Annotated in this window: 16 protein-coding genes; 7 read left to right on the top strand and 9 right to left on the bottom strand. The window is 72.4% G+C overall.

Annotated features, from left to right (window positions below; genetic code table 11):
* Window positions 1-404: 404 nt before the first annotated feature.
* Entirely contained in the window at window positions 405-833 is a 429-nt protein-coding gene (locus ABH928_RS35390; protein WP_370072845.1) for a hypothetical protein, read from the top strand.
* 108 nt (window positions 834-941) lie between these two features.
* On the opposite strand, the gene ABH928_RS35385 is transcribed toward ABH928_RS35390, so the two are convergent.
* Genes ABH928_RS35385 through ABH928_RS35375 form a run of 3 tightly spaced genes read right to left on the bottom strand, consistent with a single transcriptional unit; the run spans window position 942 to window position 4,324 of the window.
* Entirely contained in the window at window positions 942-1,529 is a 588-nt protein-coding gene (locus ABH928_RS35385) for a phosphatase PAP2 family protein (protein WP_370072844.1), read from the bottom strand.
* On the bottom strand, window positions 1,522-2,949 hold the full coding sequence (locus ABH928_RS35380; protein ID WP_370072843.1) for a diacylglycerol kinase family protein: 1,428 nt from the start codon (window positions 2,947-2,949) through the stop codon (window positions 1,522-1,524). The genes ABH928_RS35385 and ABH928_RS35380 overlap by 8 nt, the downstream gene beginning before the upstream one ends.
* A complete protein-coding gene (locus ABH928_RS35375) occupies window positions 2,942-4,324 on the bottom strand; it encodes a DUF2252 domain-containing protein (protein WP_370072842.1) in 1,383 nt (460 codons plus the stop codon). Before ABH928_RS35375 ends, ABH928_RS35380 begins: the two co-directional genes overlap by 8 nt.
* A 158-nt stretch (window positions 4,325-4,482) precedes the next feature.
* Between ABH928_RS35375 and ABH928_RS35370 the strand changes: the two genes are divergently transcribed.
* From ABH928_RS35370 to ABH928_RS35360, 3 genes are all read left to right on the top strand, one after another.
* Entirely contained in the window at window positions 4,483-4,623 is a 141-nt protein-coding gene (locus tag ABH928_RS35370; RefSeq protein ID WP_370072841.1) for a hypothetical protein, read from the top strand.
* A 157-nt stretch (window positions 4,624-4,780) separates the two neighbouring features.
* Window positions 4,781-4,975, top strand: coding sequence for a hypothetical protein (locus ABH928_RS35365; RefSeq protein ID WP_370072840.1), 195 nt, complete (start codon window positions 4,781-4,783; stop codon window positions 4,973-4,975).
* A 57-nt stretch (window positions 4,976-5,032) separates the two neighbouring features.
* Entirely contained in the window at window positions 5,033-5,941 is a 909-nt protein-coding gene (locus ABH928_RS35360; RefSeq protein WP_370072839.1) for an oxidoreductase, read from the top strand.
* 12 nt (window positions 5,942-5,953) lie between these two features.
* Here ABH928_RS35360 and ABH928_RS35355 read toward each other — a convergent pair whose 3' ends face one another.
* Together ABH928_RS35355 and ABH928_RS35350 are read right to left on the bottom strand one after the other, a co-directional pair.
* Entirely contained in the window at window positions 5,954-7,510 is a 1,557-nt protein-coding gene (locus ABH928_RS35355) for a glycerol-3-phosphate dehydrogenase/oxidase (RefSeq protein ID WP_370072838.1), read from the bottom strand.
* A gap of 50 nt (window positions 7,511-7,560) precedes the next feature.
* The gene (locus ABH928_RS35350; protein ID WP_370072837.1) at window positions 7,561-8,247 is read right to left on the bottom strand and encodes a TetR/AcrR family transcriptional regulator; all 687 of its coding nucleotides are present in this window, start codon (window positions 8,245-8,247) and stop codon (window positions 7,561-7,563) included.
* Between the two features lie 54 nt (window positions 8,248-8,301).
* Here ABH928_RS35350 and ABH928_RS35345 point away from each other — a divergent pair, with 54 nt between their 5' ends.
* Both ABH928_RS35345 and ABH928_RS35340 read left to right on the top strand, forming a co-directional pair.
* Entirely contained in the window at window positions 8,302-9,924 is a 1,623-nt protein-coding gene (locus ABH928_RS35345) for an FAD-binding oxidoreductase (RefSeq protein WP_370072836.1), read from the top strand.
* A 2-nt stretch (window positions 9,925-9,926) separates the two neighbouring features.
* Window positions 9,927-10,796, top strand: coding sequence for a diacylglycerol kinase family protein (locus ABH928_RS35340; RefSeq protein ID WP_370072835.1), 870 nt, complete (start codon window positions 9,927-9,929; stop codon window positions 10,794-10,796).
* Between the two features lie 51 nt (window positions 10,797-10,847).
* On the opposite strand, the gene ABH928_RS35335 is transcribed toward ABH928_RS35340, so the two are convergent.
* Together ABH928_RS35335 and htpX are read right to left on the bottom strand one after the other, a co-directional pair.
* A complete protein-coding gene (locus tag ABH928_RS35335; protein ID WP_370072834.1) occupies window positions 10,848-11,807 on the bottom strand; it encodes a YhjD/YihY/BrkB family envelope integrity protein in 960 nt (319 codons plus the stop codon).
* Between the two features lie 115 nt (window positions 11,808-11,922).
* On the bottom strand, window positions 11,923-12,840 hold the full coding sequence (gene htpX, locus ABH928_RS35330) for a zinc metalloprotease HtpX (RefSeq protein WP_370072833.1): 918 nt from the start codon (window positions 12,838-12,840) through the stop codon (window positions 11,923-11,925).
* Between the two features lie 272 nt (window positions 12,841-13,112).
* On the opposite strand from htpX, the gene ABH928_RS35325 reads away from it, so the two are divergent.
* Entirely contained in the window at window positions 13,113-14,336 is a 1,224-nt protein-coding gene (locus tag ABH928_RS35325) for a hypothetical protein (protein ID WP_370072832.1), read from the top strand.
* Between the two features lie 57 nt (window positions 14,337-14,393).
* On the opposite strand, the gene ABH928_RS35320 is transcribed toward ABH928_RS35325, so the two are convergent.
* On the bottom strand, window positions 14,394-15,623 hold the full coding sequence (locus ABH928_RS35320; RefSeq protein WP_370072831.1) for a cytochrome P450: 1,230 nt from the start codon (window positions 15,621-15,623) through the stop codon (window positions 14,394-14,396).
* On the bottom strand, window positions 15,620-16,375 hold the full coding sequence (locus tag ABH928_RS35315) for a tRNA-dependent cyclodipeptide synthase (RefSeq protein ID WP_370072830.1): 756 nt from the start codon (window positions 16,373-16,375) through the stop codon (window positions 15,620-15,622). Before ABH928_RS35315 ends, ABH928_RS35320 begins: the two co-directional genes overlap by 4 nt.
* Window positions 16,376-16,605: the final 230 nt, after the last annotated feature.

Raw genomic sequence — 16,605 nt, 5'->3', positions numbered from 1 at the left:
GCCACCCGGTCAGCGCGACTCACAGGCTCCCCCGCCGCCCGAACCGGACCCCGGGAGGACCCCCGCGCACCAGACGTTCCACCTGCCACACCCATACTCCTCACCGTCCTGACCACTCCCGTCCGGCCACAGCCGCATGGGCCACCGACCGGCAAAACACCACAGAGAGCTATAGATACACCTATTCCGGTCACCCGGTGTCGAGGCCGCGCGGAACGCACCACTCGCTCCGAGCACGGTGGTCGGGTGGACGGTCGCCCGGGGCTCGGCCGCCCCTGCACGTGCTTCGTCCGGCATGGCGCCGGTAGTGCGGCTCGGGTGCCTCCGTGTCAAGCTGAAATCGCAGGTCTGCGCGGCCAGGTCGCCGGTTTCGGCGACGAGGTAGTACTCGAAGGAGCACGATCATGGCCAGCAATGCCAGTGGAGCGCCAAGGGCCGCCCACCTTTCCCGGCGGCCCGTTGCAACCGGCTGGACCTTCTTCGCCGCAGTCATGATGATCATCGGCGGTGTCCTGGCGATATTCGAAGGGATCTCCGCCATCGCCAAGGACGACCTGGTCATCGTCACCCGCAACTACGCCTACAAGATGAACACCGCCGGCTGGGGCTGGATCCACCTCATCCTGGGTGTGCTCATCGTGGTAGCAGGTGTGGCCCTCTTCGGAGGCGCGATGTGGGCACGCGTCGTCGGTATCGGCCTCGCCGGTCTCGGCATGATCGCCAACTTCCTGTGGCTGCCCTACTACCCGTTCTGGGCCATCGTGCTGATCGCCGTCGACATCTTCGTCATCTGGGCGCTCTGCGTCGGAAGGACGAGAGAAGTCGAGGAGTAACGTCTCGCCGTTGCCGATCGGCGGTGTCTGCCCATCGTTGGGGTGAGTCGTCAATTCCCGGGCGCAGTGGTTACTCGCGCCGTTCCCCGCGCCCCTGGACGTTTGCACCTACCTGCGGGAACGGGCGCGGGTCACCAGGGCCACCGCCGCCGCGCCGCAGGCCGCGCCGAGGACGGCCCCGGCGGCGACGTCGCCGGGGTAGTGGACACCCGTGTGGACACGGGAGTAGCCGACGGCGGTGGCGAGCAGGGCGAGGGGGAAGGCCGCCGCCGGGAGGGTCGCGCCGACGGCCACGGCGAAGGCGACCGCGGAGGCGGTGTGCCCGGAGGGGAATGACGCCGAGGCGGGCATCGGGACCTGACGGTCGGCGACGACCTCCGCGGCGGCGCGGTCGGGGCGGGGCCGCCGGACGAGTTCCTTGCCCACCAGGTTCGCGCCGGCCGAGGCAAGGCCGAGGGCCGCGACACCGGTCAGCGCCGCCTGACGGGTACGGCCGGGACGGAGGGCGAGCAGCGCGGCCACCGTCAGCGAGATCTTGGAGTTGTCGGCCGCGCGGGAGAGCCGACGCAGGCCGGTGTCGAGGGTCGGGGTGTCGGTCGCCGCGACGGCCGCGTAGACGGCGTGGTCGAGCTGCCGCAGGTCGTGCAGGAGCGACCAGACATGGGACGTGCGCGGGGCGACGGCCGTTTCAGCCACGGGTGTCCTCCTCCGGTGTGCTCGGCTCCTGCGTGCCCTCGGACTCCGGCACGCCCGCCGCCGGTGGGGCCGGGTGCGCCCGCGGCTGCGGCAGCGGACGGCCCAGCGCGAGAGCGACGATGCGCCGCCAGTCCAGCGGCGGGCTGGTCACCGGTGCGCCCGGGCGGTGGACCGGGACCCGGACCCGCAGCACGCCCGGACGCACCGTACAGGTGACCGGCGGCGTCATCCGCAGCGCCTCGCCGTCGACGGCCACCGCGATCACCGGTACGTCCGCGTGGACCACCACCTCACGTGCCGTCAGCGCCGAGAGCCCTGACGCGCGGACACCGAGCAGCGCGACCTCGGCCGCCTGCGCGGGACCGTCGACGCGGATGCCCAGGACTCCGAGCAGACCCCGGTCCAACCGAGGACGCCGCCCTCCGGTCAGGGGATCGCCGCCGGAGTACGGGTTGTTGCTGACCAACAGCGCCTGCTGGCCGTCCAGGCGGCGGCCGTCGGCGCGGGCCCGCAGCCGGCCCTCGGGGTCGCCGAGCAGCAGCTCCGGCAGGGCGTCCAGGACGGTGCCGGCCTTGGCCTCCCGGTAGGCGGGGCTCTGCACGATCTCCGCGTACGCGCCGAAGGAGACGGTGTTGACGAACGGGTGGCCGGCGACGGCGCCGAGGTCGACACAGAACTCCTCGCCGTCGCTCAGCGCGTCGAGACAGCGGGAGGGGTCGGCGCGGTCCAGGCCCAGGTCCATGGCGAAGTGGTTGCGGGTCCCGGCGGAGACGACCAGGAAGGGCAGGTCGTGCTCGGCGGCGACCGCCGCGACCAGCGCCTGGGTGCCGTCGCCGCCCGCGACCCCGAGCAGATCCGCGCCGTCGGCGACCGCCTGCCTGGCCAGCGCCGACACGTCCACCGGCCGCCCGTCCTCCGCCGACGGCTCCAGCAGCACCACCCGCGCGCCGAGCCGCTCCGCCTTCTCGGCCAGTCCGAAGCGCGCGACCTTGCCGCCGCCGGAACGCGGGTTCATGATCAGCACCGGCCGCTGCGGCCGGGCGGTCCGCTGCGCGTGCATCCGCCCGGGCCGGCGGACCTGACGCAGCGCCGAGCGGGCGGAGGTGAGCGCCGCGCCCCAGAGCAGCAGCGCGCCGAACCCTGCCAGCAGCAGACCGGTGACGGCATAGACGACCAGCACGGCGACCGGCGCGCCAAGTGCCACCAGCGCTCCGCCGAGCCGTCGCAAGCCCCGGTGCGCCAGTGCCCACCACGCGCCGCCCGCCGCAAGCGCGAGCCCCAGCAGCCCGACGAGCGGCACCAGCACGCCGTGGTGCCCGACCACCGCCAGCAGCACGGCCACTGCGCCCGCCGCGCAGAGCAGTGCGAGCCGCGCCAGCGCGCGGGCCCGCGTCAACCGGCGTCCGTCCGCGTCAGACATCGGCGCGCGCGGCGATCCGGCCGTCGGCAATGGCGGCGAGCAGCGCCGCGTGGTCTGCGGCGGTCTGGTCCGCGTAGCTGAGGGCCCATTCGGCGATCGCACGGTCGAAGGCGCCGCCGTGGCCGAGGTATCCGGCGATCGCCTCGCGGTCGCCGGAGCGGGCGTGGGCGCGAGCGAGGGTGCGACCGCAGATCTCGCCGTAGCGGGCGAGTTCGGGCGCGGTCAGCTTGCCGATCTCCACGGAGCCCTTCATGTCCCGTAGTTGGCGCCAGTAGAAGTGCCGGCCGTCCGGCCCCGTGGCCCAGCCGAGGAAGATGTCGCCGGTCGCCTGCATCAGTCGCTGCCCGTCGACGACGCGGCGGCCCTGGTGCCGGTGGCTGCTGGGCGCGAGGTGGGCCGCGAGCACGGACTGGTCCGCCTCCTTGACCTGGAGGAAGAGCGGGTCGCCGATCGTCGTCCCCTCCAGCAGGCCGATGAAACAGCGGGTGCCGACGCTGCCCACGCCGACGACCTTCATCGCCGCGTCGATCAGCCGGAACCGGCCCAGCAGCGCCCGCTTCTCGTCGCTCAGACTGCGCTGGTAGTCCTCGTAGGTCTCCTGGACGAGGCCCAGGTCGCGCATGCTGATGGGCTGGAGCAGCGGAGGGTCGTGCTTGATGCGCGGCTCGCCGTCGGGGCCGGTCTCGGTGAGCTTCTCCAGTGCCTGGAGGTTGGTGCGGCGGCGGGCCTTGGCCAGTTCGGAGCGGGCCTCGGCACGGTTGGCCTCGCGGACGGTCTCCAGCAGGTCCTCGGTGTCCACCCGCTCGTACCAGACGTCGAGTTCACCGCGAGCGGACAGTTGACGCATGTGCTCCCGGTAGGACCGGGCGGCCGCGCGGGCCGCCTCGGTCGCCGCGTGGTCGGAGTCGCCGTTCTCGCGCGCGGCGACGGCAAGGCTGGCGGCGAGGCGTTTGACGTCCCACTCGAAGGGGCCGGGCAGCGTCTCGTCGAAGTCGTTGAGGTCGAAGAGCAGGGTGCGCTCGGGTGAGGCGAAGAAGCCGAAGTTGGAGAGGTGGGCGTCGCCGCAGAGCTGCACGGTCAGGCCGGTGTTGGGCGAGGACGCGAGGTCGGCGGCCATGACCGCGGGGGCGCCGCGCAGGAAGGCGAAGCAGGAGGAGGCCATCCGGCCGTACCGGATCGGAACCAACTCGGGGACACGGGTGGCGCACTGGCGCTCCAGGACGGCGAGGGGGCCCTCCCGGCCCGCCGGGGCGTGCCACGGGCCCTGCGCCGCGCGCGGGACGGTCTTCCGCGCCGCCCGCCCAGCCTCCCGGCCCGCCGTCCCGTCGTCGCGCTGCGGCTCCGCCTGCTGCTCTTCTCCGTCGGTCCTCGTCATGGAGCTCTCCTCCGCTGTTCCCTTACCTTGGGGGCTGCCGGGTCGACGCGCAGGTCGAAGCCGCCCGCTCGGGTGACGGACGTGACAAGGACCGGAAAACACGTATGCAACCCTCCGGCGCTCCCGGGCATTAGGCGGGCGTGAAAGGAGGTGCTGCCGTGTCACCACGAGACCACGACGCCGAGTTCAGCGAGTTCGCGGGCACCAGGGCTCCGTGGCTGCGCAGGGTGGCATATCTGCCGTCGAACGACTGGCACCACGCGGACGACCTGACCCAGACCACGATCACCAAGCTCTAGGTGCACTGGCCATGCATAAGCACCCTGGAGAACCCCGACGGATACGCCCGCACCACCCTGGTCAACACCTTCCTCGCGGAGCGGCGCTCGCCGTGGCGGCGGGTGCTGCTGCGCGACCACGACGACCACCCCGCAGCGAAGCGTCGACCTGGACGGCGTGAAACCGAACGTCCAGGGGTTCGTTCGGTCCTGCTCCACCGCCGACCACGTCAACTACTGCGTCGAGAGCTTCTTGGACATCCACCACATCCCGCCCGCCCTCACCGCACTCGGCGGCATGGCGGGGCTGCTCCGGCTGGTGCATCCGCTCGGCCTGAACCCCGCCGACTGGACCATCGACGTGGTCCGCTGAGCGCGTCCGGACGCGGCCGGGGTGCGGGTCGGCTCGCCGCGCAGTGAGATGGGTGGCATGTCCGAGAACTCCGTACCCGTCGCCCCGTCCGGCAAGGTGGTTCTGGTCACCGGGGCCTCGTCCGGGATCGGCGAGGCCACGGTGCGCAGGCTGCAGGCGCTCGGCTGCACCGTCTACGCCGCCGCGCGGCGGGTCGAGCGGATGAGCGGCATCGCCGAGCTCGACCGCGTGCACGTGGTCGCGATGGACGTGACCGACCCGGAGTCCAACCGGGCCGGGGTGGAGCGGATCCTGGCCGAGGCCGGGCGGATCGACGTGCTGGTCAACAACGCCGGGTACGGCTCGTACGGCGCGGTCGAGGACGTGCCGCTGTCCGAGGCGCGGGCGCAGTTCGAGGTGAACCTCTTCAGCGCGGCCGACCTGATCCGGCGGGTGCTGCCGCAGATGCGGGCCCGGCGCAGCGGACGGATCGTCAACGTCAGCTCGATGGGCGGGAGGATCCACTCCCCGCTGGGCGGCTGGTACCACGCCACCAAGTTCGCGGTCGAGGGGATCAGCGACTGTCTGCGGCTGGAACTGCAGCCGTTCGGCATCCAGGTGGTCCTGATCGAGCCGGGGGCGATCAGGACCGAGTGGGGCGGCATCGCCGCCGACAACCTGCTCGCGACCTCCGGCTCCGGCCCGTACGCGGGCCAGGCCAAGGCCATGGCCAAGACGCTCCGGGGCGATCGGATCACCAGCTTCGGCTCGGCTCCCACCGTCGTCGCCGAGGCGATCGCCCATGCCGTGCAGTCCGAGCGTCCCCGGACCCGCTACGCGATCGGCAGCGGTGCGAAGCCGCTGATCATGCTGCGGCGGCTGCTGCCCGACCGGGCCTTCGACACCCTGATGCGCCGCGCCAGCCGCCTGCCCGCCCCGCCCGCCGCCGTCTCCACCACCGTCCCCACCATCGACGGCGGCGCGTGACCTGACCGCCGATCAGGCGTGCTTCAGCGCCCGCTCCGCGGCCGGGAGCGCGGCGGCGCGCGTCTCCGGGGCGAGGCCTAGTCGGGAGCGGCGGTCGAGCAGGTCGGAGGCGTCGAGGGCGCCCTCGTGGCGGACCGCGAAGAGCAGCTCGGCCATGGTCGTGTCGGTGCCGGGCGCGATCGGCTCCAGCAGGGACGGGTCCCCGTCCGCCTCGGCGACGACCGCGGCCGCCTCGGTGCCGTAGCGCTGGACCAGGCGCAGCGGGGCGTCAACCCGGGCGAGGGTGGCCCGGTCGGCCGCGCCGACCAGCGGGAGCGAGCGGGTACGGCAGCCCGCCGCCGCCCGGCCCGAAGCCGCCAGCGCGGCGTCCACCGCGTCCTCGGCCATCCTCCGGTAGGTCGTCAGCTTGCCGCCGACGACGGTGACCAGCCCGTCGGGCGCGGTGAGCACGGCGTGCTTGCGCGAGACGTCGGCGGTGCGGCCGGATCCGGTGTCGAGCAGCGGGCGCAGGCCCGCGAAGGTGCCGATCAGGTCGTCGCGGGTGAGCGGGCGGCGCAGCGCGGTGTTGATGGTCCGCAGCAGGAAGTCGATCTCGTCGGGCGAGGGCTGCGGCTCGTCCGGGATCGGGCCCGGGGCCTCCTCGTCGGTCAGACCGACGTAGACACGGTCGTCGGGGGCCGGGAGGGCGAAGACAAAGCGGTTGGTCTCACCCGGGATCGGCACGGTCAGACCGGCCGTGAGGCCGCCGAAGGCCTCCTGACGGAAGACCAGGTGCGTGCCCCGGCTGGGCCGCAGGGTGATGTCGGGGGCCAGGTTCCCGGCCCAGACGCCCGCCGCGTTGACGACCATGCGGGCGCGCAACCGGAAGCTCTCCCCCGTCAGCTCGTCCGTCAGCACCGCGCCGTTGCCGCGTGCCTCGCTGACGGCGCAGCGGGTCAGCACCTGAGCGCCGTGGGCGGCCGCGGTCCGCGCGAGCGCGGTCACCAGGCGAGCGTCGTCGGTCAGTTGGCCGTCCCAGAAGACCAGGCCGCCGCGCAGGCCCGCGTCGGCGACGGTCGGGGCGTAGCGGAGCACTTCCGCGCGGGAGAGGCGGCGCGAGCGCGGCAGGCTGGAAGACGGCGTGCGGGCGGCGATCCGCAGCGCGTCCCCGGCCAGGAACCCGACGCGGACCAGCGCGCTCTCCGCCGCGCCGGTGCCGGGCAGCAGCGGGACGATCTGCGGCAGTGCGCGGACCAGGTGCGGGGCGGTCCGCTGCATCAGGATGCCGCGCTCGACCGCGCTCTCGTGGGCGATTCCGACGGCGCCGGAGGCGAGGTAGCGCAGCCCGCCGTGGACCAGCTTGGAGCTCCAGCGGCTGGTGCCGAAGCCGAGGTCGTGCTTCTCGGCGAGGACGACGGAGAGCCCGCGCGCGGCTGCGTCCAGGGCCACGCCCACCCCGGTGACGCCGCCGCCGACGACCAGCAGATCGACGGCGGGGCCGGTCTCCTCGCCTCCGCTCGCGGCGCGCAGGGCGGCGAGTTCGCGGGCGCGGCGGTCGGCGTTGAGCGAGGCGTTGGGGGCGATGTTCACGCGGTGGTCCTGCCTTCCGGGGCGGGGCGAGTCAGGTGATGCGGAGCGGATCAGGAGGGTGCGAGATAGCGGTCCAGCATCAGGCGCAGCTCCTCGTCGAGGCGGTCCACCTGCGCGCCCCTGCCGTCCGCCGCGCCGGCCAGGACCGGGCCGGTCAGCGTGAAGGACCAGGCGGCCAGCAGCACCGCGCGGGCCAGCAGCGCGGGCTCCTCGGCACGTACCGATCCGGCCGCGATGCCTGCGGCCAGGGCCAGTTCCAGCAGGGCGAGCTGGTGGTCGGTGTTGGTGCCGCGTCGCTTGAGCAGGTACGGCATCAGGAAGTCGGGGTCGAGCTCGATGATCGTGCGCAGCAGCGGATGGGTGCGGACCGCGCGCATCAGCGTGACGACGCCGTCGACCAGCCGCGCCCGGGACACGTCCTCGCGGCTGCCCTGGGGGAAGGCGGACTCGGCCAGCTCCACCCAGACCCGGGTGGTCAGCGCGGCCACGACGTCGCGGACCGAGCCCCAGCGCCGGTAGAGCGTGGCGCGCGAGACGCCGGCCTGGCGGGCCAGGTCGGCCATGGTCATCCGCTGCGGACCGATCGTCAACAGCAGCCGGTAGGCGGCCTCCAGGATCCGCTCCTCCGGGATCGCGTTGGCCGCCTTGAATTCCGGACCTTGGAACTCCGGAAGCTTGAATTCCGGACCACTCTGCAGGGGGTCGGTTCCGTCCGGCGTGTTGATTCGCTGCGACATCACATGTAGAAGTGTATCAGCACGTTACCGCCCAGTATCCGAGGACCGCTCCCGATGACCGAGTCAGACCTTCCCGTCGTGGACTTCCACCCCTACCGCTGGGGCGATCCGGCGCACGCCACCGAACTGCCCACGTCCGCCAAGGACACGCTGGCCCTCTTCGGCGTGAAGACCCCCGAGCACGACCCGGTCGAGCCCGCGGAGATCACCCTCCCGGCGGTGGCGCTGGAGGCCGAGGCGCTGGACGCCCTCACCGCCGTGGTCGGCACGGAGCACGTACGCACCGACCACGACACCCGCCTCGGCCACACCCGTGGCTGGTCCACCCCCGACCTGCTGCGCCTGCGCGCGGGCGACGCCACCGACGCGCCCGACGCCGTCGTGACGCCCGCCTCGCACGACGAGGTCGTCGCGCTGCTGGACGTGTGCAGCGTGCGCAACATCGCCGTGGTCCCCTACTCCGGCGGCACCTCGGTGGTCGGCGGTCTGGCCCCGCGTCGCGAGGGCTTCGCCGGGGTGGTGGCGATCGACCTCGGCCGACTGGACGCGCTGCTCGACCTCGACCCGGTCTCCCGCACCGCCACCCTCCAGGCGGGCATGCGCGGGCCGGGCGTCGAGGAACTGCTGCGCGAACAGGGCTTCACCCTGGGCCACTTCCCGCAGTCCTACGAGGGCGCGAGCATCGGCGGCTACGCGGCGGCCCGCTCCGCCGGGCAGTCCTCGGCGGGGTACGGACGGTTCGACGACATGGTCGTCGGCCTGGTGCTGGCCACGCCGCGCGGCACGGTGACCCTCGGCAGCGCGCCCAAGTCGGCGGCCGGGCCCGACCTGCGCCAGCTCGTGCTCGGCTCGGAGGGCACGCTCGGCGTGATCACCTCGGTCACCGTCCGGGTCCGGCCCGCCCCGGCCGAGCGGGTCTTCGAGTCCTGGCGGTTCGTCAGTTTCGAGGCGGGCGCGGACGCGCTGCGCCGCCTGGTCCAGGACGGCCCGGAGCCGACCGTGCTGCGACTGTCCGACGAGACGGAGACGGGCATCAACCTGGCCGATCCGTCGGCGATGTTCGGCGGCGGCCCCGGCGGCTGCCTGGCCGTCGTCGGCTACGAGGGCACGGCGGCCGACGTCGCCGCGCGCCGCGCCGGAGCGACCGCCGTGCTGACCGAGGCGGGCGGCGAACTGCTCGGCCCCGACGGCGGCGAGGCCTGGCGCAAGGGCCGCTACCGCGCCCCCTACCTGCGCGACCCGCTGCTCGACGCCGGAGTGCTGATCGAGACCCTGGAGACGGTCACCTTCTGGTCCAACCTGCACGCCCTGCGCGCGGCGGTGACCACCGCGCTGACCGAGTCACTCACCGCCCAGGGCACGGCGCCGATCGTGCTCTGCCACATCTCGCACCTCTACGAGACCGGCGCGTCGCTCTACTTCACCGTCGCCTGCGCGCAGACCGAGGACCCGCTCGCCCAGTGGCAGCAGGCCAAGTCGGCCGCCAACGCCGCGATCCGCGCTGCGGGAGCCGCGATCACCCACCACCACGGCGTCGGCACCGACCACCGCGACACCTACGCGCAGGAGATCGGCCCGCTGGCCGTCGACGCGCTGCGCGCCGTGAAGCGGGCGCTCGACCCGGCCGGGATCCTCAACCCCGGCGTGCTCATCGACCCGACGACAGGCGGCGACTGACAGTGCGTGAGTTCACCGCGATCATCAATCCGGTCTCCGGCGGCGGCCACGGCTTCCAGCGCTGGCAGCCGGTCGCAGACCGCCTCCTCGCCGCCGGCGCGACCGTGCGGACGATCCCGAGCCGCAGCCGCGAGCACGCCGTCGAGACCGCACGGCAGGCGGCCGAGCGCGGCGAGGTGGTGGTCGCGGTGGGCGGCGACGGGATGGCCCGCGACGCCGCCGACGGCGTGGTCCGGGGCGGCGGCACGCTCGGCCTGGTCCCGGCCGGGCGCGGCAACGACCTGGCCTGGCGGCTCGGCCTCCCGACCGACCCGGCGGGCCTGGCCGAGCTCCTGCTCGACGGGACGGCGCGTCGGATCGACGTGCTGGAGGTCAACGGCGTCATCGCGCCGGGCAACGTCTACATCGGGATCGACTCGCTGGCCACGCAGATCATCAACGCCGGACGGTGGCTGCCGGCGCTGCTGGTCTACCGGCTGGCCCCGGTCCGCGCCATCCTCGGCTGGCGCGCGGCGGAGTACACCCTCGACATCGACGGGGAGCAGTTGCGGACGCGTGGCCACACCGTCGTCGTCGCCAACAGCGGCGCCTACGGCCACGGCCTGCGGATCGTGCCGCCCGCCGAGCTGGACGACGGCGTGGCGCACGTGATGGTGGTCGGCGACGGCCCGCGCAGCAAGGTCGTCTCCTTCATGCGCGAGGCCAAACGCGGCACCCATATCGAACGGCCCGAGGTCACCCTCACCACCGCCCGCACGGTCACCGTCGACGCGGACCGCCCGATCCCGGTCTGCGCGGACGGCGACGAGATCGCCTCCCTCCCGGCCCGGATCGAGCTCCTCCCGGGAGCCCTCTCGCTGCTCGCGCCGTAGCACCGGCCCGTTCTGACGCCCTGTTCACCCTGACGTCGGCGGGCGTCGTGCTCAGCCCCCGGCGGGCTTCTGCCGGGACGGACCGGCAAGGTCCGCCGGGGTGTTGAGCGGCCTGTCGAGCGGGGCGTTCTGGGCCAGGACCGCGCCCGCCGCGATGCTGAAGGTGAGCGCCACGGAGAGGACGATCAGCCAGGACAGGCAGGTCAGTACCAGGCCCAGCGAGCCGTACTGGACGAGTGCGCGGTTCAGCGCGTTGGGCATGTAGATCCGGGCGGTCAGCGAGAGCCCGGTGGCGCTGATCGCGCACAGCACGGCCCCGGGCAGCAGTGGCAGCCACGGCACACGCTTGGCCAGCAGCAGGTGCTGGGTCCACCACCAGATCGCGACGCTGAGCACGAACGTCAGCGGGACGCCCAGCCACAGGCCCGCGCCGAAGCCGTTGCGCACCGGGCCCTGGCAGACCAGCAGCGTCACCATCGCCGCGATCCAGGCCAGCCAGCGCCAGGCGGCGATCCGGGTGGAGGCCTTGCGCAGCCGCCAGGAGTCGTTGCAGATGCGGGTCAGGGCCCGACTGCAACTGGTCGCCGCGATCACCGCCATGAGGATGCCGATGATGCCGGTGGTCTGCCGCAGCTCGCCCGCCGAACCGCTGGCGTGGACCACGCTCTGGACCTGTTGGGCGGCGGCGCCGTGGATGCCGAAGATCGAGCGCAACGAGTCCGTCATCGTGTTCCGCACCGACTCCGGGGCGAACGCCCCGAGCGCGAAGAGCAGCGGCACGGTGGTGATGAAGATCTGGGCGGCGAGCCGGGTCGCCGCGTCCATCAGACCGACCGTCAGCATCCGCGCGGTCAGCGCGGTGATCACGGGGAACTGCCGCTCCAGCATCACGTAGCGGACATGGGCGCGGCCCTTGAGCAGATCCGCCCGGGCCCGCGCCCGGTCCAGGCGCCCGGCGGGGTCAGTGCCGTCGGTGGGATCACTGCCGTCGGTGGCGTCCTCTTCGGACACGGGCCCGCCCCTTCTCGACCTGGTACCGGTCAGTCAAGATCGGCACGGCCGAGCACGCCACCGCAGCCACCCGTTCGGGTGATGCGGCGTCAGGAACAAACAGGGGCGGGCGGGATCACTCGCCGTCGGGGCGGTCGCCGAGCCGGGCGCTCAGCTCGGCCAGCGCGTCCAGCCGGCGCTGGAGCGGCGGGTGGGTGGAGAAGAACCGCGACACCGAGCCCTCCTCGCCGGTCAACGCCGGGGCGAAGAGGACGGCGTTGAACGCCTGCGCGGTGCGCAGGTCCTTGGACGGGATCCTGGCCCCGGCTCCGGTGACCTTGACCAGCGCGGAGGCCAGCGCGGAGGGCTGTCCGGTGAGGATCGCCGCGGAGCGGTCCGCGGCCAGCTCCCGGTACCGGGACAGCGCGCGGATCAGCATGAAACTGAGGGCGTAGACCGCCGCCGAGACGGCGACCACAGCCAGCACGATCATCGTGGTGTTCTGGTCCCGCCGGGCCCGGCCGCCGATCAGCCCGGTGTAGAAGCCGACCCGGACCCCGAGCCCGGCCAGCACGCCGAGGAACGAGGCGATGGTGATCACCGCGACGTCCCTGTGCGCGATGTGCGAGAGCTCGTGGGCGAGCACGCCGTCCAGCTCGTCGGGCTCCAGGCGGCGGAGCAGGCCGGTGGTCACGCAGAGCACGGCGTGGTCGGCGTTGCGGCCGGTGGCGAAGGCGTTGGGCAGGTCCATCTCGGCGACCGCGATCCGCGGCTTGGGCATATCCGCGAGGGCGCAGAGGCGGTCGACCGTGCCGTGCAGCTGGGGAGCCTGCTCCGGCGAGACGTCCTGCGCCTTCATCGCGAAGAGGGCGACGCGGTCGGAGTACCAGTACTGCGCGAAGAGGAGGCCTCCGGCGATGACGACGACCAGCACGACCGACTTGAGCAACGCGACGAGTACCGCCGCGAACACCACGTAGAGCAGCCCCAACAGGAACAGCACGGTCACCATCCTGGCCGTCAGCTGTCGGTCTGGAGCGAAACGGGACTTCACGATCATCGCCTCCGTCGGCACACGTGCCGTCGCGCGGTCGGCGTCCGAGCCACCGCGTCGGCGATTCCAGGGTAATCCCGGTGTGCAAGCGAAGACAGAGAGTGTCGGCGCCGTAAGCCTTCCGCAAGGGAGGTGACGGCACAGCCCGGTGCAGCGTCCCGGGGCGTCCGACGGATGGCCTACGAACGGCCCGGATGGCGCACCGTAACGAGAAGTCAACAGAGCGTCATGTTCGGATGATCACGTCCGCCCGAATCCTCATAGGAGGTCTCATGCCCCGCAGCAGTCGCGGGCTTTCCAAGGTCAGCCGCGTCCGACGGCTCGCCGCCGTCGCCGCCGTCGGCGCGCTGATCGCCGTGCTGCCGTCGTTGTTCTCGCCCGCCGACGCCGCCGTCGCGAACCACCGCGTCAAGGCCGGGACCGAGCACAACGTCGCTTTCAGCACGCGCTGGTCTGCCGACATCCACGGCACGGTGACGAGCGTGGGCAACTCCGTCGTCACCTGTGACCCGCGCAAGCCGAAGCGGAACAAGGACGCGCCGGACTGCCTCGTCGCCCGCAACCAGGTGCCGCCCACGACGGGGCAGCGCGCCGGGCGCAACAACGACTACTGGATGCGGTACATCAACATCGACGGACCCGGTCACCGGGACCGGCAGGGCACGGCGATCTACTCCTCCAGCTCCGCCGACTTCAAGCTGCCGCCGGGCGCCCAGGTCAAGTTCGCCCGGCTGTACTGGGGCGGCACCTACGGGATCGTGATCCCCGGCCTGCACATCAACGTGCAGAAGTCGATCAACCAGGTCGGCTGGGTCGACTTCAAGACCCCCGGCAGCCACGGCTACGTCCGGATCAACCGCGACACCGCCATGGGCTTCGACGGCACCAACCCGGACCACAGCTACGCCACCTCCGCGGACATCACCAACCTGGTGCGCGCCGGCGGGTCCGGCACCTACGAGGTCGCCGACCTGGACGCCGCGCTGGCGGTGGACTCCTGGGGCGGCTGGTCGATGGTGGTCGGCTACCAGGACTGCAACAAGCCGCTGCGCCACCTGGAGGTCTGGGACGGCTACGAGCACCAGGCCATCAACTCCGGCAAGACCGTCGGGGTCTCCCTGCACGGGCTGCAGACGCCGGCGAGCGGCCCGGTCGGCCTGCGCCTCGGTGAGATCACCTACGACGGCGACCGCGGCTGGCCGGACCACGCCAACGTGGTTCCCAACGTCGGCACTCCGTTCCCGCTGGGCGACAACCTCAGCCCGGTGAACGACGTGCAGAACTCGGTGCTGGCCAACGACGACCCGAACGACAGCAACTACATGTGGCACCGGACGCCGGAGTACCCGAACACCCTGGGCTACGACAACCACCGGTTCCTGCTGGACGGCAAGCTCGCCAACGGCACCACCGACCTGACCGTCGACTACCCGTCGACGGGCGAGGGCATCAACATCGGCGCGATCTACGCCGCGGTGGACCTGCAGCAGCCCTGACGCAGCGTCAGCACCCGGGCGCGGCCGGCATTTCTGCCGGCCGCGCCCTGTCGCGTGCTACCACATGACCGGGAGCCGCTCCGGCAGGCGCTTCATGTAGCCGGTGCGCCAGACCAGTTGCTCGATCGGCACGGCCAGTCGCAGGTCCGGCATCCGCTCGACCAGCGTCTCGAGGGCGATCTCGGCGTGCTTCCTGCCGAGCGCCGTGGCCGGGCAGTAGTGCTGTCCGCCGCCGAAGGAGAGGTGGTCGCTGCTGTTGGGCCGGTCGGCGTCGGCCCGGTACGGGTCGGCGAAGTGCGCGGCGTCGAAGTTGGCGCCCTCGACCAGGACCAGCACCAGCTCGCCCTTGCGCACCAGCACGTCGCCCAACTGCACGTCCTCCAGGGCGATCCGAGGCAGCCCGTCGCCGATGGAGAGGTTGATGCGCAGCAACTCCTCCACGGCCGCCGGGATCCGGGACGGGTCCTCGCGCAACTGCGCCCACAGTTCCGGCCGCTGGAGCAGCGAGACGCAGGCCATGCTGAGGAACCCGGCGGTGGAGACGACGCCCGCGCCGAACAGGGTCACGCCGACCGTGGCCAACATCTCGTCCGTCAGGTGCGCGTAGTCCGGGTCCTCGCGCAGGACGGCCAGCTCCGCCATCAACCCGGTGGTGGCCGGGTCGTCCAGACGCTCCGTCATGTACGCCATGTCACGGTCCCAGTTGAGCTTGGCACCGGTGACCGGGCAGGCCGAGTTCATGAAGGCGATGTCCAGGCTGGCCGACAGTCGCGGGCCGTCGGCGAGCGGAATGCCGAGGATGCGGCAGTGCATCGCCTCCGAGTACGGATTGGCGAAGGCGCCGCGCAGGTCGACCGGAGCGCCCTCGGCGATCATCCCGCCGACCAGCCAGGCGGCGTGCTCGCGCAGCCAGTCGACCAGTCCGTCGGCCTTGGGGTTGATCGCCTTGAGCACGGCCTTGCGCAGGCCGACACCGGTGATGTTGCCCATGTTGTTGACGACCTCGGGCGGGATCGTCAGCGCGTACTGTCGCGGCGCGCCCGGGGCGGAGGTGTCCTTGAGGCTGAACCGCCGGTCCTCCAGCACCTGGCGGCACAGCGCATAGGAGGAGACCAGCCAGGCCGGCGCCCCGGCTATGGTGCGGACCCGCTTGACCGGCTCGGCACGCAACTCCTCGACCTCGTCGGGCAGTTGGTCGCCGCGCCAGGAGAAGGGAAAGGCCGGCAGTGCGTCGACATCCAGGTCGTCGCCGCGGTCCCGGGCGCAGGCGAGGGTGTCCACGGTCATCGGTCGTCTCCTTGGTGAGCTGGCAGGGTGGATTCGGCTGCGGGCACGTCGACGGGGGTGACGATCGCGTGGCCCTGGTTGCGGGAGGCGCGCAGGCCGTGGCCGCGCGAGTAGAGCAACTCGGCCAGCGGAAGCAGCTGGTGGTAGCAGTTGAGCGAGGACGGGACGCCCAGGATCGCCGGGCTGTCCAGGAAGAGCGGGGCCTCCGCGCAGATGTAGCGCAGGCAGACCTCGCGCTGCTCCGGCGTGCCGGCCTGGCCGCCCAGCACCTTGGCCGCCAGGAAGCGGCCGACCAACTCGTCGATCACGCCGCGGAACTCGTCGTCCCGCTCCAGGCGTCCCCAGAGCTGATCGTGGATCTGGCGGTAGGCCGGATTGGCGCTTAAGTCCGACATGCCATGGGCGCGGATTCGCTCCTCGCCGTCGTCCGCCAGTCCGGCGCGGACCGCCTCGACCGCGTTGTGCACCTTCGCCCGGACCCCGCGCAGGTTCTTGACGGCCTTTCGGCGGGCGTCGTCCGGGGTGTACCCGAGAGCCTCGTGCATCTCGGCGACATGGAGGTCGGTGTACACCAGGTCGACCCGGCGGAAGTGGTCCACACCCCACTGGGCCAGGTCGTTGACGCGTTGGGCGGAGAAGTAGCTGTTCCCCGGGGAGATCCCGATCACCGCGTGATCGCCGTCCGCCTCGATCAGGGCGCAGTGGGACGTGTACGGACTGACGTGGAACAAGGTTCTGGTCGCTGTCTGCAAGTGGAGAGCGTCCTTTGCGTCGCGAGTCCCGATGGAGCCTTGTGCTCCTGGTGTGGCGACAGCACGTGCAGTCAACAGTTGCACACGGAGGGTGTCAACGAGGCGTCTCACTAATTGAGATGAACATGGCGTGAACCGGGACGCCCGTGTCGGAACGGGACCCGGACAGGACCCGAGCGTCATGGCGGCATCAAGACCCCGGCCCGGCCCGTCAACATGACGTCAGCGCG

This window comes from Streptacidiphilus sp. MAP5-3, assembly GCF_041262505.1.
GTDB lineage: Bacteria > Actinomycetota > Actinomycetes > Streptomycetales > Streptomycetaceae > Streptacidiphilus.
This window is presented reverse-complemented; position numbering and strand designations above follow the sequence as displayed.